Consider the following 18334-nt stretch of genomic DNA (forward strand, 5'->3'; position numbering starts at 1 on the left):
CGGCAACCCACCCGCAACCAGCACCACCATCACCGGACTCACCAACGGCACCGCCTACACCTTCACCGTTACCGCCACCAACACCGTCGGCACCTCCCCCGCCTCAGCAGCATCCGGCCCCGTCACCCCCGCCGCAACGCCACCGACCGGCGGCATGGTGAGTGTGGCGCTTGACGACGGGTGGGCCAGCCAGTTCAACAATGCGCTGCCCGTTCTGAACAAGTACGGAGTTCCGGCCACGATGTACATCTACACGGAGGCGATCAATGACGTTCCGCTCTACATGACGCAGGCCCAGATCCAGGCCTTCGCCAACCGCGGCGACGAGATCGCGTCCCACACCATCACCCACACGGACTTGACCACACTCACCGCCACGCAGCGCAACAACGAGCTTTCGCAGAGCAAGGCCACGCTGCAGCAGATGTTCGGCCCCACAGCCGCGATCGATTTCGCCTCCCCCTACGGGGCGTACAACGCGACCACCACAGCAGCGGTGAAGAACTACTACGCCACCCAGCGCAACACAGATGGCGGGTTCAACACCCGGACCGGCTTCGATCCGTATAACATCCGTGTGCAGAACGTCGTTTCCACCACGTCCAACGCAACGATCCAGGGTTGGATCAACTCCGCGAAGGCCAACAACACCTGGCTGGTACTGGTCTACCACGAGGTAGGAGCGAACATCGGCGGAGATATCTACAACACGCCCACTGCTTCACTCGACGCCCACATGGCGGCAGTGAAAAACAGCGGGCTGGCCATGGTCACCGTCCGCCAAGGCGCCCAGGCGTTTACCTCGGCGAGCACCACGGCACCCGCGGCACCGACCGGGGTCACTGCCACCGCAGGAAACACCACCGCAACCGTGACCTGGACCGCACCCACCAACGGCGGCTCTCCCATCACCTCCTACACCGTGACCCCACGCACCGGCACCACCAACCTCACCCCCGCCACCATCACCGGCAACCCACCCGCAACCAGCACCACCATCACCGGACTCACCAACGGCACCGCCTACACCTTCACCGTTACCGCCACCAACACTGTCGGCACCTCACCCGCCTCCGCCGCATCCAGCCCCGTCACCCCCTCCGCAACCACCACAGGCACAACGATCACCAATGGCGGATTCGAATCAGGCCTTAACGGCTGGGCCACCGGCGGCGTTCGAGCCCCAGTGGCCTCCACCACCGCCCACACCGGAACCGGATCCGCCCTCCTGGGCCTGACCTCGGGCGCAGAGCCCCTCGGGGACAGCAGTTTGTCCCAGACCATAACCGTCCCGGCCACCGGGACATCCACACTGTCCTTCTGGTACAAGCCCCACACCACCGATGAACCCTGTAGCGGCACCGCGTGCCGATACGACTGGACGGAAGCACAAATACGCTCTGCCACCGGCGCCGTCCTGCGCAGCCTCTTCAAGCGCGCCAGCAACTCCGGCACCTGGACCCGCGTCACCGCGGACCTCAGCGTCTACCGAGGCCAAACCGTCACCCTCTGGTTCAACGTCCACCTCGACGGAGCCGTCCCCGCAGACAACACCTGGATGTACGTCGACGACGCCACTTTCACCAATAATTAGCCTGCAGATGCACCGGTCCCGCCGACGGCAGGAGCCGGGTAAAACGGAGCCGGATAAACGGAGCTCCTGATTGTGCCGGGAAACCCACGTCACGCGTCATCTCCGAAGTGCCTTGGCCCCGTGCCAGGCGCCGCAATCCGCGTCCTTGACACTGCCTAGTGACAGATGCCATAGTTTCCATATGGACCTGTTGGACAGCTGGACAGCTAGACAAGATCGCGTCGTCCGCTTGGGCGCCGCTGAAGCCGTCTTCGCCTCACTCCGGGGGGCCATCGAAGGCGGCAAGATTCCCGTCGGTACGCGCCTGGACTCGGAGACATCGCTGGCTAAGCAGTACGGCGTGAGCCGCACCATGGTCCGCGAAGCCCTGCGTTCATGCACCGCACTCGGGCTCACCGCCACGCATTCCGGAAAGGGCACATTCGTCATCGCTGACCGGGTTGCCGCTGACCTTAAGCTCGGCAAATATTCCGCGCGTGCCCTGGTAGAGGCGCGGCCGCACATCGAAGTTCCGGCAGCGGGCCTTGCCGCCGAGCGCCGCAGCAACGAAGACGTGGAGGCACTTCGGGAAATTCTCCAGGAGATGTCCCGCGCGGATGACCTGCAGCAGTGGGTGCTCCTGAACACCGAGTTCCACGCCACGATCGCGCGGTGCAGCGGAAACGGCGTCTTTGAGCAGTTTCTTTCCGACATTGTCGATGCAATGGCGAACCAGTCGAACACGCTCAACCTCGTTGCGGACCGGCGTGCCGAGTCCGGCGAAGAACACGCCCGCATCTTCGAAGCCATCGAGAGGGGCTCGGTAGACGGCGCACGCGAGGCGATGACCCAACACCTCCATGGCGTGGAATGCGCCTTGAGCACCGTTGTCCCCGGAGGAACGACGCCAGCCGGCCTCATCCCGTAGCCCACCGGCCCTCTAAGTCCCCCGTCCCGCCCTACTCGGGAACACCTAGCCATCCCGCCCAGCTGTTCCCCGCCCGCATACTCTGCGGTGCAGCTACAAACATGCCTCCCACACACCCTGAACGTATTCCGTCCTAGCCCGTCAACGAAGCCCTGTGAGGACAAAAAAATGACCACCAGCATGACTGACATTGATGCCGTTCCGGAGACCCGGTCCGAGCATGACCTTTTGGGTGACCGCGTCGTCCCCGTGAACGCATACTGGGGTGTCCACACGCTCCGCGCCGTGGAAAACTTCCCCATCACCGGGCAACCCCTGTCCTCCAACATGCACCTGGTCCGGGGACTGGCCGCCGTGAAGCTAGCCGCCGCCCGCACTAACCGCGAACTGGGACTACTGGATGCCGAACGCGGCCAGGCAATCGAGCAGGCATGCACCGACATCATGAACGGCCAACTGGCCGACCAGTTCGTGGTGGACGTGATCCAGGGCGGCGCCGGCACGTCGTCGAACATGAACGCGAACGAGGTCATCGCCAACCGGGCGCTGGAAATCCTGGGCCACCCCAAAGGCGACTACGCCCGCCTGCACCCCAACGACCACGTGAACCTCAGCCAATCCACCAACGACGTCTACCCCACAGCCGTGAAACTGGGAACAATCTTCGCCGGCCGGGAACTGCTGGACGCACTGGCCGAACTCGAAGAAGCCTTCGCCGCCAAAGCACTGGAATTCCGCACCGTGGTGAAGATGGGCCGCACTCAGCTGCAGGACGCCGTCCCCATGACACTGGGCCAGGAGTTCGGCACCTACGCCATCACCATCGGCGAAGACCGGCTGCGCCTGGCCGAGGCGGAACTGCTCATCCACGAAATCAACCTCGGGGCCACAGCCATCGGCACCGGCCTGAACGCCCCCACCGGCTACACGGAGGCAGCCTGCCGGCATCTGGCCGAGGTCACCGGGCTCCCCCTGGTCACCGCCGTCGACCTCATCGAGGCAACCCAGGATGTGGGCGCCTTTGTGCACCTGTCCGGTGTGCTCAAGCGCGTGGCCGTGAAGCTCTCCAAGATCTGCAACGACCTCCGCCTGCTCTCCTCAGGCCCGCGCGCCGGCTTCGGCGAGATCAACCTGCCGGCCGTCCAGTCCGGCTCCTCCATCATGCCCGGCAAGATCAACCCGGTGATCCCGGAAGTGGTCAGCCAGGTGGCCTACGAGGTCATCGGCAACGACGTCACCATCACCATGGCCGCCGAAGCCGGCCAGCTCCAGCTCAACGCCTTCGAACCCATCATTGTCCACAGCCTCCACAAGAGCATCTCCCACCTCGAAGCTGCCTGCCGCACCCTGACGGCACGCTGCGTCCGGGGCATCACCGCCAACACCGAGCACCTCCGGCTCACCGTGGAACAGTCAATCGGCCTGGTGACCGCCCTGAATCCCCACCTTGGCTACGCCACGGCCACCGCCATCGCCCAGGAAGCTCTCGCCACGGGCAAGGGAGTGGCCGAACTCGTGCTCGAACACGGCCTTCTCACCGCCGCCCAGCTCCAGGAACTCCTCAGTCCCGAGCGCCTGGCGAACCTCAGCAAGTAGTCCCCAACCGCCCCCTAACCTCGCAAGCTCGGTCAGGGAACCCGGCGGTCGTGGGCCCACCAACCGCCCCCTAAAAGCAGACGCCGCTCCCCGTTCGTGTCACCCGAACCGGGGTACCCCGTCGTGCCCAAAATCCCCCGCCGGATTCCGAGAATCGGCCCTCAAAGACGAGGACCGCGCCCCAGACCAGGGCTGAATCGCGGCACTAACCGAAGGATTGACCTTGAAAAACAAATCAACAAAGTGGATTCTGGCGTCACTGCTGATGGGCATCATCAGCGGCCTGGTATTTCACTGGCTTCTTCCCGTTGATATGCGGGATTCCCTTGTAGCCGTCTTCGACACAGTGACGCACATGTTCCTGAACCTGATCAAGATGATCATTGCCCCGTTGATCTTCGCTACCTTGGTCTCGGGCATCGCCGGAGCCGCGAAATCAGCCGGGGTGGGAAAGCTATTCGGGCGCGCAATGATCTGGTTCCTCAGCGCCTCGGCACTGGTGGGTGCGTTCGGTTTCATCATGGCCCACCTGCTCAACGTGGGCTCTGGCCTTCACCTCGTACCAACCGGTGATGCGGTCCTGGAGTCGAAGCCCCTCGATTTCCAGGCGTTCATCACCAACATCATTCCCACCAGCGTTTTCTCAGCCCTGACCACGAACAACCCACTCCAGATCCTTGTATTCGGCGCTCTCTTCGGCATCGCCCTGCTGAATCTCCGCAAGAGTGGCCACTCCTCCATCGCTGATGCGATCGACGAGCTGATGAAGGTCATGTTGAAGGTCACCGGCTATGTGATGCTGGTAGCCCCGGTAGGCGTTTTCGCCGGAATCGCCTCGGCATTCACGGCGAAGGGCCTGGACGCGTTTGCCACTTATGCCTCATTCATCGGCGGATTCTATGTTTCCCTCTCGGCCCTGTGGGTCATCATGATCGCCGTCGCCACGGCGTTCCTCGGCCGGGCCGCCTTCCGCCTGGTGCGAATGGTCCGCGAACCCATGGTCATAGCGTTCGCCACGTCCAGCAGCGAAGCGGCCCTGCCCAAACTCATCGAAGGGCTGACCAAGTTCGGCATCGAAAAACGGACCACCGGGTTCGTGCTGCCGCTGGGATACTCGTTCAACGTTGACGGTTCCATGATGTACATGACCTTCTCTTCCGTCTTCCTCATCAACGCCTACGGCATCGACATGGACCTGGGCCAGCAGATCGCTATGACAGCCATGCTCCTGCTCAGCAGCAAAGGCATGGCCGGCGTTCCACGGGGTTCGCTGGTGGTTCTCGCCGCCGTCGTGCCCGCCTTCGGAGTCCCGGCTGCCGGCATCGCCGTCCTGTTGGTAGTCGACCAGTTGCTGGACATGGGCCGCACGGCCACTAATATCCTCGGAAATGCCATCGCCACCGCCGTCATCGGCAGGAAACACGACCAAGCCACACCCGAAGCGGACGGGATCCCGGCAGCAGCGGACGCGCACCAGAGCCTGGCTCTCGCTTCCGCTCCCGCAATGCGCTGATCGCCTCAGGCCCTGAAAGGAATTAGAAATGGTTTACTCATTCCCCCAGGATGCGGCCGGGCTCACCAACGTGAGGTCAAGGATCATCGGATATCTCGCCAGCAACGGGGCGAGCAAGGTGTCCGACATCAGCACCGCCGTCGGGTCCTCCAGGAACAATGTCCGGTACCACCTGGCCGTGCTCGAGGCTGATTCGCTGATCCGCTCCAACATTTCCCCCGGGACAAGGACCGGCTGCACGCCCTTTTACGCCCTTGCCCGTGTGACGGCCGAGTCCAGGGAACGGATCCACTGATCCGCGGCTGTACGGCGGCGGGTCTCGCCTGAGGAAAACGACGCGTTTTCCTCAGGCGAGAGCCCCCCGAATCACCCGCCAGTCGCCACCCGGGTTGACACGGCGTGTGACCAGTGCCATATTTTAGGTGTGAACCTGTCAGACAGCCGGACAGCAGGACAGCCTGCAGAGTCCACCCGCGAGCAGCCCGCCGGAGCGCAGCCCTTGGCCCGCCTCAGCGCTGCCGAGGCGGTGTTCAACGCCATCCGTTCAGACATCGAGTCCGGTCAGGTGCCGGTAGGTGGAAAGCTCAGCTCCGAGGCCACGCTCTCCCAGCAGTACGGGGTCAGCCGCTCGGTTATCCGCGAGGCACTCCGGTCCTGCACAGCATTGGGCCTGACCGTCACCAAAACCGGCAAAGGCACGTTTGTGGTTGCCGACAAGGTGGCGAATGACCTGACCCTGGGGCAGTACTCCGCGCGGGACCTCACCGAGGCCCGCCCGCACATCGAGGTTCCGGCAGCGGGACTGGCGGCCCGCCGCAGGACGGAGGAGGAACTCGAGACGCTGCGGCACATTGTGGCCGCCATGTCCACTGAGGCGGACCCCGAATCCTGGGTTGCCCTGGACTCCAGTTTCCACGCCGCCATCGCCCGCGCCAGCGGCAACAAAGTTTTCGCCAGCGTGGTGGCCGATATCCGGGGAGCCCTGGCCTTCCAGTCGGAAACCCTGAACATGGTGGCCGACCGCCAGCACGCGTCGGACATCGAGCACCAGCAGATCCTGGCCGCCATCGAGGCAGGCTCTGACGAGGCCGCAAGCCTGGCCATGGCCGACCACCTGCGCGCCGTGGGCATGGCCCTCGATTCCATCCTTAACAAGTAGCCCCAAGGAACCCATGCCAGCCCCTGCCCTTTCAGCTGCCCGGACTGATCCCGCCGGCACTCCAGCACCCGGCATCACCACCAACATCGCCGCCACCGAAGCCGGGACGCTCCCGCAGCACGCCCCCCTCGTCGTCGCCACCCGCGACGGCCTGGTGGAGAGCATCCACTACGGCTCGGCCATCGCCACAGCAGCGGACGGCACAATTCTGGCGACGGCTGGCGACCCCTTGGCCCCGTTCTACCCGCGCTCCTCCCTCAAGCCCTTGCAGGCTGTGGCCATGGTCCGCGCCGGCCTGAACCTCCCCGCGGATCTGCTGGCCCTGACCGCAGCCAGCCACTCCGGCGGAGCCAAGCACCGCGGCGGCACCCAACGCATCCTCGCCATGCACGGGCTTGCCGTGGGCGACCTCGAGAACAGCACCGACCTGCCCTACGGCACCAACGAGCGCGAGGACTGGCTCCGCACCGGATTCCTCGCTACGCACGTGACCCAGAACTGCTCGGGCAAGCACGCCGCCATGGCCTCCACGTGTGTTATCAACGGCTGGCCGGTCAAGGGCTATCTCGACCCGTCCCACCCCCTGCAGCAGCTGGTCGCGGCCACCGTCACCGAGCTGACAGGCGAGGATCCCTTCGCCCGCAGCACGGATGGCTGCGGCACCCCGCTCTTCGCCCTCACCCTCCGCGGCATGGCCCGCGCCTTCGGCATCATCGCGGCGGCCGCAGCGACAGCCAGCACCTCCGACGACGGCGGGACCGCCCCGCTGCCTGCGGAAGCCGCCGTCGGACTCGCCATGAGGCAACACGCGGACATGGTGGCCGGCGAGCTCCGGGACGTCACCGCCCTGATGCGGCTCCTCCCCGGGGCCGTGGCAAAGGACGGTTTCGAAGGCGTGCAGCTGGTGGGCCTGCCGGATGGCCGCGCAGTGGCCGTAAAGATTTCCGACGGCGGCGACCGCGCCCGGATGCCTGCCACCGTCCACGTGCTTGAGTCACTCGGCGTGGACACCGGTCCGCTCGCCGGCATCGCCACCGCCCCTGTCCTGGGCGGCGGCCACAAAGTGGGTCTTCTCCACGCCACCGATTTCCTGCCTGCACCAACCCTGTCCAAACCCGTCAACGAAGCCCTGTGAGGACCCCATCATGACGAATCCCCCCATCCCTGACCATCTCATCGACGGCGGCCACGCGCACGCCTCCGAGACCGCCCTGCATGCCGAGGACAAGGGGTATCACAAGAACCTCAAACCGCGGCAGATCCAGATGATCGCCATCGGCGGCGCGATCGGTACCGGCCTGTTCCTCGGCGCGGGCGGCCGCCTCAACGCCGCCGGCCCGTCGCTGGTCATCGCCTACGCCGTCTGCGGTTTCTTCGCGTTCCTCATCCTGCGGGCACTGGGCGAACTGGTCCTGCACCGCCCGTCGTCGGGCTCGTTTGTTTCCTACGCCCGTGAATTCTTCGGCGAGAAGGCCGCGTTCGTGTCCGGCTGGTTCTACTGGATCAACTGGGCCACCACCACCATCGTGGACATCACCGCCGCCGCGCTCTACATGAACTTCTTCGGCAACTACATCCCCTGGATGGCGGCCGTCCCGCAGTGGGCCTGGGCCCTGATCGCCCTCGTGGTTGTACTGTGCCTGAACCTCGTTTCCGTGAAGGTCTTCGGCGAGATGGAATTCTGGTTCGCCATCATCAAGGTCGCCGCCCTAGTTGTCTTCCTCGTGGTGGGCACCTACTTCGTCATCTTCGGCACCCCCGTGGACGGCCAGCAAGTAGGCCTGAGCCTGCTCTCGGACAACGGCGGCGTCTTCCCCAACGGCCTGCTCCCCATGATCATCCTCATGCAGGGCGTCCTGTTCGCCTACGCCTCCATTGAACTCGTAGGCACCGCCGCCGGCGAGACCGAAAACCCGGAAAAGATCATGCCCAAGGCCATCAACTCCGTGGTCTTCCGCATCGCCGTTTTCTACGTCGGCTCCGTCATCCTGCTCGCCCTCCTGCTCCCATACACCTCCTACGAAAAGGGTGTCAGCCCGTTCGTGACATTCTTCGGCTCCATCGGCATCCAGGGCGTCGACGTCATCATGAACCTGGTGGTCCTCACCGCCGCGCTCTCCTCGCTCAACGCCGGCTTATATTCCACCGGACGCATCCTTCGCTCCATGTCCGTAAACGGTTCCGCGCCGAAGTTCGCGGGCCGGATGAACAAGGCCGGCGTCCCCTACGGCGGCATCGCCATCACCGCCGGCGTCTCGCTCCTCGGCGTCCCGCTGAACTACCTCGTGCCCGCACAGGCCTTCGAAATCGTGCTGAACGTCGCCTCCGTGGGCATCATCATGACCTGGGCCACCATCGTGCTCTGCCAGATCCAGCTCAAGCGCTGGGCTGACAAGGGCTGGCTCCAACGCCCGTCCTTCCGGATGTTCGGCGCCCCCTACACCGGCTACCTTTCGCTGCTCTTCCTCGTAGGCGTGCTGGTGATGGTGTTCATCGAATCCCCGCTCACCATGCTGGTCACGGCCATCGCTTCCGTGCTGATGGTGTTCGGCTGGTACGCGTGCCGCCAGCGGATCCGTGAAATCGCCGAGTCCCGCGACGGCTTTACGGGCACAGCGCCCGTCGTCGCCAACCCTCCCGCGGAGGCCTTCAAAAAGTAGCGCCCTGCCGGCCAACCGGCCGTGACGCCCGACGGCGGCACCTGGGTTCTGTGGACACGGAACCCAGGTGCCGCCGTCGTAAATTAACGGCATTGACCACCCCACGCCGCGGGCGTACTTTACGAATAGCCGGGCCCGCAGAAGCGCCCGGTTTCGGGCTGCATTCCCGCGGCCCCGCAGTCATGAAGCACGCCACGGCAAAGCAGGCGGCCAGGCCGCAGAGCTGCCGCGGTGCATCGGTTTCGCAACATCACATCGGGCATGGCCAGCTGGCGGGGCGTTGTGCCTGAACACCTGAGCGCCAGACAGCTTCGGAGTTCACCATGAACAGCAGTTCCCTCCAGTCATTGCAGGAAAAAGTACGGGGTCACGTCATTACGGCGGACCACCCCGATTACGACACCGCCCGGGCCGTTTACAACGGCATGATCGACAAACGTCCGGCCGCCGTACTCCAGGTGTCGCAAGTGGCCGATGTGATCACCGCCGTGAACTTCGCCCGGGACGAGGGCCTGGATGTGGCCCTTCGCGGCGGCGGCCACAGCGCCCCCGGCTTCGGCACCTGCGACGGCGGCCTGGTGATTGATTTCGTCAACCGCCGCGGGGTGCGGGTGGACCCGGCCACCGCCACCGCGCGTGCCGAAACCGGCGCCACGTGGGCAGACTTCAACCACGCAACCAACGCATTCGGCCTCGCCACCACCGGAGGCATCATCGGGTCCACCGGCGTGGCAGGCCTGACGTTGGGCGGCGGCATCGGCTACCTCTCGCGGAAATACGGCCTGTCCTGCGACAACCTCAAATCCGCTGATGTGGTCACGGCGGACGGAAAATTCCGGATCGCCAGTGCCACGGAAAACGCGGACCTGTTCTGGGCACTCCGCGGCGGGACCGGAAACTTCGGGGTGGTGACCTCGCTGGAATTCAACCTTCATCCGGTGGACATCATCTACGGCGGGGTCATCATCTATCTGCTCGAACATGCGGAAGCCGTGGGGCAGCTGTACCGGGAAACCATCGCCACGGCCCCGGAGGACTTTGGCGTGTTCCTGGGCGTCCACCAGGGACCCGAGGTCCCGTTCCTCCCGGCGGAATACTACGGCCGGCCCGTGGTGGTAATCGTCGGCGGCTGGACGGGTCCTCTGGATGAAGGACAGCGGCAGTGGCAACCGTTCCTGGACGTGGCACCGGTGGCAGGCTCATTTGTGGGACCGCTTCCCTACCCTGTCCTCAATACCCTGTTCGACGAGTCGTTGCCCAAAGGACTCCAGGCCTACTGGAAGGCTGAGTTCCTGCCAACCCTGAGTGACGAGGTCATCCAGGTGGCCAAGCACTTCGGCGAAGGCGTCCCCAGCCAGCAGACGGCAAACCACTTCTACCCCATCAACGGCGCAGTCCAGCGGGTGCCAAAGGACGCCACAGCTTTCCCGTACCGGGACGCCGATTTCGCAGCCGTGATTGCGGGAATGTGGGAAGACCCGGCGGACAATGAGGCCAACGTCGGCTGGGTGCGGGAGTTCGGGGCCGGGCTCCACCCGCACAGCGCCGGCGGCGCGTACATCAATTTCATGGACGCCGATGACCAGTCCAGGATCCGTGACAACTACGCGGGCAACTACGACCGGCTGGCCGGCATCAAAGCGAAATACGATCCGGGCAACCTCTTCCACATCAACCAGAACATCAAACCGGCCGGCTGAGCCTTCCGGTCCTCCCCGTAATGCAACGCTCCCGCAACCCTTCGGCGCGGGCCGATCGCCTATGCTCAGCAGAGCGCCTCGCAGCGCCCTTTGCAGTTCGACGACGAAGCTCAACGACCCGTTCAATGACGAACCACCCGGGAGACACGGCATGACCAACTGGCGCATCAGGGATTTCCATTCAGCAGACCTGGACGGGATCCTGCACCTCTGGGAGTCACTCAAGGCCTCTGATGTTGAGCCCGTCTATGCCCTCTCCGAGGTCCTCGCATCCTGCGAGAAGGACCACGCGGTGGTGGCGGTGCAGGGCGACCAGGTGGTGGGCGCCGCCGTCGGACGTGCCGCCCACGACCAGGGCTGGATCGTCTTCCTGGCCACGCTGCCGGAATACCGCGGGCGCGGGATTGGCACATCACTGCTCGCCGCCGTCGAAAACCGCATGGCACCGCACGGCCTCAACAAACTCTCCGCGCTGATGCCGGAAGCGGAAACCCGCGTGGAGGCGTTCCTCAGCCGCGGCTTCGCGCTGAAGAAGAACCTGCGCTATTTCGAGCGGACCATCCCCGTCCAGCGGCAGGAGCTGGGCGCGCTGGGCCAGCTGGGCGGCCGCATTTTGGCCCGTGACCTGTGGGAAAACGTGGCCGGCATGCGCAAGGAAAAGGAACTCCTGGAGCGCCGGCTGGTGCTGCCCCTCGCAGAGGCAGATCTCGCCGATGAATACGGTGTTGTGCCGCCGCGCGCCGTGGTCCTCTTTGGTCCTCCCGGCACCGGCAAAACCACGTTTGCTAAGGCCATCGCATCCCGGCTCGAGTGGCCGTTCGTGGAGGTCTTCCCGTCCCGGCTAGCCTCCGATCCCAAGGGCCTCGCCGGCGCCCTGCGCGAAACGTTCCTTGAGATCGCGGAGCTGGAACACTGCGTGGTGTTCATCGACGAGGTGGAAGAGATCGCCTCACAGCGTTCGGGTGAACCGCCGTCGCCGCTGCAGGGCGTCACAAACGAGCTCCTGAAGATCATTCCGGCGTTCCGTGAACAGCCCGGCCGCCTGCTGGTGTGCGCCACCAACTTCATTCGCGCGCTGGACACTGCCTTCCTGCGCCACGGCCGGTTCGACTACGTCATCCCCATCGGCCTCCCGGACCGGCAGGCCCGCGAAGCCATGTGGCAGCGCTTCATCCCGGCCACCGTGGTGGACGACGTGGACGTGGAGCTCCTGGTGGAACGGACCGAGGGCTTCTCCCCCGCGGACATTGAGTACGCCGCCCGCAGCGCCTCCCAGCGGGCGCTGGAAAAGGCAGTGTACGACGACGGCGGCGCGGCTTCCGGCGGCAATGCTTCAGTCCGCGAGGCTGTCCGGAAGGGGCCCTCCACGCAGGACTACCTCGACGCGATCGGGGAAACGCGGACCACCGTCAGCCAGGAAGTCCACGAGCTGTTCCTTGAGGACATCGACGCGCTGGGGCGGGTCTAAGCCCCCAGGGCGCGAACGTACACTTGGCGCCCTCGCCGTTGGCCCGAACGTACACTTGGGGCCCTCGCCTGTGGCCCGAACGTACACTTGGCGCCCTCGCCGTTGGCCCGAACGTACACTTGGGGCCCTGGCCTACCGCGACGCCCATGGTGGCAGGCTCATTGCCGCCTTGATCGTGGTCGCAAAGATATGCACATAGCCATTTAGCCTCCCGCTCATTGTCAGACCCTCGCGGGATGATTTAGGTATGGATAGCAGAGCGGCTGTGGTGACGGCGGAGGCCCTTTCGGTGTCTTTCGCTGAGCTGGCTGCACGGCTCCGAGGGGGGTCCGATTCCCCCGGTCGCGGGGATGCTGATCCGCTGCGGCGGGCGGCGGATGGATTCCTGGACGGGCTGGCCGAGATCTCACGACTGGAGGCGAAAAGTGCGGCCCTGAAGGTCTGGCTGGCTGCCGGTTACAGCGCCGCTGCCGAGGCTCTGGCGGGCCCGGCTGAGTCCCCGCAGGACCATACCGGCCAGGAGATGGCCGTGGTCGCCGAGGTCGCCTGCGCCATGACCGTCAGCGAACGCTCCGCGGGTGCCCTGCTCGGCGAAGCCCACGTCCTGACGACAGCCCTGCCGCTGACGTTCTCGGCGTTGCAGGCCGGGACGATTTCGTGGCAGCACGCGAGGATCATGGTCGACGAAACCACTAACCTGGACCCCGCCGGCGCGCAGGCGCTGGAGGCACATTTCCTGGACCCCGACGCGGTGAACGCGGCGAGGGGTTGTTTGGCCGGTGAACTCATCCCCGGGAGGTTCCGGCACAAAGCCAGGACCTGGCGGGAACGGCACCACCCGGTCAGCATCGAAAAACGCCACGCACGCGGTGTCCAGGATCGGCGGGTGGAGTATGCCCCGGACCGGGACTGCATGACCTGGCTCTCCGCCTACCTCCCCGCCGACACCGCCGCCGGGATCTGGAACCGCACCACCGCCGCCGCCAGAGCCCTCCAAGGACCGGACGAGGACCGGACCCTCACCCAGCTCCGCGCCGACACCGTCGCCACCTGGCTGCTTGACCGGATCGGCGATGCGGCCGGGGACGTGGACGGGAATGGCGGTGTCCCCTCGCCGCGGGCGCAAGTTCTCGTGACCGTGCCGGTGTTCGCGCTGATGGGCCTCACCGATGAACCGGCCATGCTCGACGGGTACGGGCCGATTCCGCCGTCCATGGCCCGGCAGCTCATCGCCGACGGCGCCGAATCGTTCCACCGCGTCCTGATCGACCCGCGCGATGGTGAACCGCTGGAGATCGGGCGGAGCAGCTACCGGGTCACCAAAGCCCAACGCCAATGGCTCAGACTGCGCGACGGGAAATGCCCGTTCCCCGGCTGCAGCAACCANACTCGACAACGAAGCGGACCACCGCCTTGCCTGGGCCCACGGCGGCACCACCGGAATCAGCAACCTCGGCCAGCCCTGCCACAAACACCACAGACTCAGGCACACCACAGCCTGGAAACCCACTGCAGCCACCAAGAACCAACCACCCGGCTGGACATCACCCACCGGACGGCAATACTCCAGCGAACACCCCGACTGGGAACCACCCACCTTGCCGCCCGGGATGTTCGAAGTGCCAGGTCAGCAAGAACCTGATTGTCCACCGTCAGAGGACACCCTGCCCAAAAGCATCCCGCCCTCAAACACGCTGCCTTCAAACACCTCGCCCTCAAACACGCTGTCCTCAGGCACTCTGCCCGGTTGTCTGCTCCCTGCAAATCCTTCGCCGGGGTTGGCCGAGCTGTGGTCAGTCCTCGAAGAACCGAAGCCTTCCTTGTCAGTAGCTGACTTTCTCTGGTTGACTTCGCAGCCTATCCCCAACCACGCCGCACGTTGACCCCGTCATGGAGCGTCGTTTAGGCCGCGCTTCTGTGCAACGTAGTTAGTCCCTCTCAGGCGGCACCGGCAACACCGTGTCACACAGCCGTCACTGCTCTGGAGCTGGCCACAGCCCTGGCGGTAATCTTTGTGCCATGTCCACAAACCCCCTCAGGCATGCCATGGCCCGCATGGGTGGCCGGGATCCGCATGAGAAGCACCGTGCCGCTACGCCGCTGGAGCTGTTCTTCGACCTGACGTTTGTCATCGCCTTCGGTGTGGCCGGGAGCCAGTTCGCACATGAAATCGCCGAAGCCCACTTCGGCGCCGGGCTGCTGGGGTTCTCCTTCGCGATGTTCGCCGTGATCTGGGCGTGGATCAATTTCACGTGGTTCGCCAGCGCCTACGACACCGACGACTGGGTGTTCCGCGTGGTCACCATGGTCCAGCTTCTCGGGGTCCTGATCCTGGCCATGGGCATTGAGCCGATGTTCCACTCGCTCGTGGAGGGCGACCACGTGGACAACGCCGTGATGGTGGGCGGCTATGTGATCATGCGCCTGGCCCTGGTCTTCCAGTGGCTGCGCGCGGCACGGCAGGATCCAGCACGGCGGCAGACCTGCCTGCGGTACGCCACGTACCTTGGCGTGGTTCAGCTCGGCTGGATCGCGGTGCTCGTCGTCGAGGCGGATATCCTAACGACGTTCCTCGTGGCTGCGCCCCTGTTCATCCTGGAAATGGCCACACCCTACGCCGCGGAGCGCCGCATGCGCACCCCCTGGCACGCCCACCACATCGCCGAGCGCTACGGGCTACTCGCCATCATTGCGCTTGGCGAATGCCTGATCGGGGCGATCGAAACCCTCCGCGCCATTGTGGCCCACCATGGCTGGAGCGTCGACGCGGCGCTGGTGGGATTCGGCGGAACGGCCCTCGCGTTCAGCATGTGGTGGATCTACTTCATCCTGCCCGCCGGCCCGGCCCTACATCTCCAGCGCCACCGCTCATTCTTCTTCGGCTACGGGCACATGCTCATCTTTGCTGCCATCGCCGCAACGGGCGCCGGGTTGCACGTGGCGGCCTACTATGTCGACCATGAGGCCCACATCAGCGCCGCCGTGGCCGTGGCCAGCATTGCGGTACCGGTAGCGCTGTTCAAAGTCTCGCTGACCTGGCTCTTCAGCGTCATGATCTGCGTGGACCGGATCGTCCTAGCCGTGGCGGCCGGCGTCGTTGTCGCGCTGGCGGGCAGCGTAGGACTTGCCGCCGCCGGGGTCTCGGTGCCGGTCTGCCTGCTGGTGGTTGTGCTGGCGCTGGGCGTCTCGATTGTCATTGATGAGAAGCGCGGCACCGAACGGATGAACGCAGCCCTGGAGCAGATGAAAGCAGGAGCCTAGGAAGCTCCGGCCGGCCGGCTGTCCGCCGATTCAGGAGTCTGGACCGGCTCGCCCGCCGGGGCCGGCTCCCCGGCTGGAGCATCGTCATACGTCAGGTTCTCGTAGTCCGTGTCGTCTTCGTCGTCGAGCCTGTCGTCCAGCTCCTTCAGGAGCCACGGATTAACCCGGGCAAGGATCTTGCGGACTTCCTCGACGTCGACGGCGGCATACAGCACCGGACGGGCATCCCGGTACTTGGTGACGGGCGGCTTGTCCGGCCACTTCGCGGCGAGAGCCCTCACGCGCTCGGGCAGCGAATTGTGGGCGTTGTCCGCGATCTTCACCAGGGCCGCGTCGTGGTCCTCGGCGATGAAGTGCATCCCGGCCTGATAGTCATCGGGGTTGTCGTGCAGCCGGTTGGTGACCCGCTCGATGATGTCCGCTGCCCGCTCGGAAACGCCCATGTCCAGCAGCGCCTGCCGCGTGATGGGAGTGTCCTCGGCGATGTCATGAAGGTAACCGGCAATCCGGATGTCGTCGTCGAAATCCGCCAGGGCATCACCTACGGCAATCACGTGGTCACGGTAAGGGCGTTTGAGCTTGTCCTTCTGCCGGTTGTGGGCCACCTCGGCCAGGACCTTCGCGGTCTCTACAGTGAATCCCGGTTGAGGGACGTGGGCTTCAGTGAATTCGGGTTCCGACATGGCTTAAGCCTACGCGCAGGGCCGCAAGTGGCCGTTCGCGGGACGCTAGGGGCCGCGCCAAACCCACGGTTCCCGCAGGAGGTTGGCAGGCCGGAACGCTGCGAGTGCATGTTCCAGCGTCCCGGCCGGCAACCCCAGGGACTGCAGTATGTGGTTCCGCACGCCAGCTGCGGAAACGCCCGCGCGGGAGAGGTCAGCCAGGGTCACGGCGCCGTCGCGCTTGGCCAGCCGGACGCCGTCGGAATTCACCACCAGCGGCACATGCGCATATTCCGGAATGGGAATATTCAACAGTGACGCAAGATACGCCTGCCTGGGCGTGGACGGCAGCAGGTCGTCGCCCCGCACTACCTGGTCGATACCCTGTGCGGCGTCATCCACCACGACGGCCAGGTTGTAGGCGGTGACTCCGTCGTTGCGGCGGAGGACAAAATCGTCCACTACTCCGGTGAAATCGCCGTGCAGCAGATCCCGCACGGTGTACTCCGTTGCCTGGGCGCGAAGCCGGATAGCGGCAGGCCGGGTGGAGCGTTTGAACTCCAGCTCAGCAGGATCGAGGTCCCGGCAGGTGCCCGGGTAGGCGCCCTGCGGCGCGTGCGGCGCTGACGGCGCCTCCTGGATTTCACGGCGCGTGCAGAAGCATTCGTAGGTGAGGCCTCCGGCCGCCAGCCGCCCGATCGCCTCGGTGTAGACGGCAGCCCGGTCCGTCTGACGCACGACGGCGCCGTCCCACGTCACGCCCATGGCCTCCAGATCGCGGAGCTGCTCCGCCTCTGCTCCCGCCCGCGCCCGGTCGAGGTCCTCGACGCGCAACAGGAAGTCGCGTCCCGTGGACCGGGCAAACAGCCAGGCGAGCATCGCGGTGCGGAGGTTTCCCACATGGAGTTCGCCGGAAGGGCTGGGGGCAAAGCGTCCGGCTGGGTTCATGGATCAACCCTAGTCCGGACAGCACAAGAGCCCCTCAGCTACCGATGACTTCGGGGATCCGACGTCGGTGGCTCAGGGGCTCTTGCCGTGTGTGCAGAATGACCGTGGTGTGAACAAGTGTCAATCAGCGGCGTCCTCCTTGCGGGAGGCGGTGTCCAGTTGCCGGGTGGTGTGCCGGTGTTCCTGTAGCCTGCGGGGATTCGGCGGTAGCCTTTGCCCTTGTTGCCACAATTTGAGCAGACACCATACAGTTGGCACAACTGGCATGTACTTCCTTGGTCAGTCTGACCAATAGCAGCCACACACTCCGACAGGAACTGATCAGATTGCAGCAATTGGACCCCACGGATAGACGCATCCTCAACGCCCTGGACGAGGACCCCCGCGTCCCCATAATGGTGTTGGCCCAGCGGCTGGGCCTGGCGCGCGGGACCGTCCAGTCGCGGCTGGAGCGGATGTCGGCGTCGGGCGCCCTTCGTCCCAACAGCAGCAGGGTGCTCCCCTCCGCCTTGGGCCGGGGTGTGGCGGCGGCCGTCAGCGCCGAACTGGACCAGAGCCACCTCAACGAAGCGATCGCGGCGCTCCGCATGATCCCCGAGGTCCTGGAATGCCACGCCCCTGCCGGCGACACCGACCTGCTGATCCGGGTGGTGGCCACCAGCCCGGACGACCTCTACCGCGTGTCCGAGGAGATCCGGCTCTGCCCTGGAATCGTCCGCACCTCCACCAGCATGTTCCTGCGCGAAGTCATCCCGTACCGCACCACCGGGCTGCTGCAGGACTGAGTTCGTCTCTCGGGGCCGCGCACTCAAACCCGGACGGGGAGCTCTCCCCATCGCCTGCCCGGGCGCATCGCAGCTAGGCTG

The 18334-nt window shown here is 65.3% G+C and carries 14 protein-coding genes and 1 pseudogene; 13 read left to right on the forward strand and 2 right to left on the reverse strand.

Annotation, left to right across the window (positions count from 1 at the left end; genetic code table 11):
- The 12 genes and pseudogenes from ACZY0Q_RS18385 to ACZY0Q_RS18440 form a co-directional block, all read left to right on the forward strand.
- Positions 1-1594: polysaccharide deacetylase family protein (locus ACZY0Q_RS18385; protein WP_463918962.1), on the forward strand; the 1594-nt coding region annotated here is incomplete at its 5' end.
- Positions 1595-1775: 181 nt separating this feature from the next.
- Complete coding sequence (locus ACZY0Q_RS18390; protein WP_463918964.1) at positions 1776-2501, forward strand: FadR/GntR family transcriptional regulator; 726 nt, start codon at positions 1776-1778, stop codon at positions 2499-2501.
- Positions 2502-2669: 168 nt separating this feature from the next.
- A complete protein-coding gene (locus ACZY0Q_RS18395; protein ID WP_463918965.1) occupies positions 2670-4097 on the forward strand; it encodes an aspartate ammonia-lyase in 1428 nt (475 codons plus the stop codon).
- 223 nt (positions 4098-4320) lie between these two features.
- Entirely contained in the window at positions 4321-5610 is a 1290-nt protein-coding gene (locus ACZY0Q_RS18400; RefSeq protein ID WP_463918966.1) for a dicarboxylate/amino acid:cation symporter, read from the forward strand.
- Positions 5611-5638: 28 nt separating this feature from the next.
- Positions 5639-5905, forward strand: a complete 267-nt coding sequence (locus tag ACZY0Q_RS18405; protein ID WP_463918968.1) for a winged helix-turn-helix domain-containing protein — start codon at positions 5639-5641, stop codon at positions 5903-5905.
- A gap of 129 nt (positions 5906-6034) precedes the next feature.
- Positions 6035-6769 carry a FadR/GntR family transcriptional regulator gene (locus ACZY0Q_RS18410; protein ID WP_463918970.1) on the forward strand — a complete coding sequence of 245 codons (735 nt, stop codon included), beginning with the start codon at positions 6035-6037 and terminating at the stop codon, positions 6767-6769.
- Between the two features lie 13 nt (positions 6770-6782).
- Complete coding sequence (locus ACZY0Q_RS18415; protein WP_463918971.1) at positions 6783-7904, forward strand: asparaginase; 1122 nt, start codon at positions 6783-6785, stop codon at positions 7902-7904.
- A 10-nt stretch (positions 7905-7914) separates the two neighbouring features.
- Entirely contained in the window at positions 7915-9429 is a 1515-nt protein-coding gene (locus ACZY0Q_RS18420) for an amino acid permease (protein ID WP_463918972.1), read from the forward strand.
- A 323-nt stretch (positions 9430-9752) separates the two neighbouring features.
- Entirely contained in the window at positions 9753-11129 is a 1377-nt protein-coding gene (locus ACZY0Q_RS18425; RefSeq protein ID WP_463918973.1) for an FAD-binding oxidoreductase, read from the forward strand.
- 151 nt (positions 11130-11280) lie between these two features.
- The gene (locus tag ACZY0Q_RS18430) at positions 11281-12597 is read left to right on the forward strand and encodes an ATP-binding protein (protein ID WP_463918975.1); all 1317 of its coding nucleotides are present in this window, start codon (positions 11281-11283) and stop codon (positions 12595-12597) included.
- A gap of 247 nt (positions 12598-12844) precedes the next feature.
- Positions 12845-14480, forward strand: a pseudogene (locus tag ACZY0Q_RS18435) (HNH endonuclease signature motif containing protein).
- A 136-nt stretch (positions 14481-14616) separates the two neighbouring features.
- Positions 14617-15858, forward strand: coding sequence for a low temperature requirement protein A (locus ACZY0Q_RS18440; protein ID WP_463918976.1), 1242 nt, complete (start codon positions 14617-14619; stop codon positions 15856-15858).
- On the opposite strand, the gene ACZY0Q_RS18445 is transcribed toward ACZY0Q_RS18440, so the two are convergent.
- Both ACZY0Q_RS18445 and gluQRS read right to left on the reverse strand, forming a co-directional pair.
- Positions 15855-16541: an HD domain-containing protein gene (locus ACZY0Q_RS18445; protein WP_463918978.1), complete on the reverse strand. Its 687-nt coding sequence runs from the start codon at positions 16539-16541 to the stop codon at positions 15855-15857. The two genes, ACZY0Q_RS18440 and ACZY0Q_RS18445, sit on opposite strands and share 4 nt — an antisense overlap.
- Positions 16542-16586: 45 nt before the next feature.
- Positions 16587-17468 (reverse strand): tRNA glutamyl-Q(34) synthetase GluQRS, encoded by an 882-nt coding sequence (gene gluQRS, locus ACZY0Q_RS18450; RefSeq protein WP_463918980.1) that lies wholly within the window; start codon positions 17466-17468, stop codon positions 16587-16589.
- 326 nt (positions 17469-17794) lie between these two features.
- Here gluQRS and ACZY0Q_RS18455 point away from each other — a divergent pair, with 326 nt between their 5' ends.
- Positions 17795-18253 (forward strand): Lrp/AsnC family transcriptional regulator, encoded by a 459-nt coding sequence (locus ACZY0Q_RS18455; RefSeq protein ID WP_463918981.1) that lies wholly within the window; start codon positions 17795-17797, stop codon positions 18251-18253.
- The last annotated feature ends 81 nt before the right edge of the window (positions 18254-18334 follow it).

Source organism: Pseudarthrobacter lactosi, assembly GCF_055412785.1.

What these genes read in the sequence shown, in the direction of transcription:
- ACZY0Q_RS18390 (WP_463918964.1), top strand. Translation starts at nt 1,776, where the DNA reads ATGGACCTGTTGGACAGCTGGACAGCTAGACAAGATCGCGTCGTCCGC.
- ACZY0Q_RS18395 (WP_463918965.1), top strand. Translation starts at nt 2,670, where the DNA reads ATGACCACCAGCATGACTGACATTGATGCCGTTCCGGAGACCCGGTCC.
- ACZY0Q_RS18405 (WP_463918968.1), top strand. Translation starts at nt 5,639, where the DNA reads ATGGTTTACTCATTCCCCCAGGATGCGGCCGGGCTCACCAACGTGAGG.
- ACZY0Q_RS18415 (WP_463918971.1), top strand. Translation starts at nt 6,783, where the DNA reads ATGCCAGCCCCTGCCCTTTCAGCTGCCCGGACTGATCCCGCCGGCACT.
- ACZY0Q_RS18420 (WP_463918972.1), top strand. Translation starts at nt 7,915, where the DNA reads ATGACGAATCCCCCCATCCCTGACCATCTCATCGACGGCGGCCACGCG.
- ACZY0Q_RS18425 (WP_463918973.1), top strand. Translation starts at nt 9,753, where the DNA reads ATGAACAGCAGTTCCCTCCAGTCATTGCAGGAAAAAGTACGGGGTCAC.
- ACZY0Q_RS18430 (WP_463918975.1), top strand. Translation starts at nt 11,281, where the DNA reads ATGACCAACTGGCGCATCAGGGATTTCCATTCAGCAGACCTGGACGGG.
- ACZY0Q_RS18440 (WP_463918976.1), top strand. Translation starts at nt 14,617, where the DNA reads ATGTCCACAAACCCCCTCAGGCATGCCATGGCCCGCATGGGTGGCCGG.
- ACZY0Q_RS18445 (WP_463918978.1), bottom strand. Translation starts at nt 16,541, where the DNA reads ATGTCGGAACCCGAATTCACTGAAGCCCACGTCCCTCAACCGGGATTC.
- gluQRS (WP_463918980.1), bottom strand. Translation starts at nt 17,468, where the DNA reads ATGAACCCAGCCGGACGCTTTGCCCCCAGCCCTTCCGGCGAACTCCAT.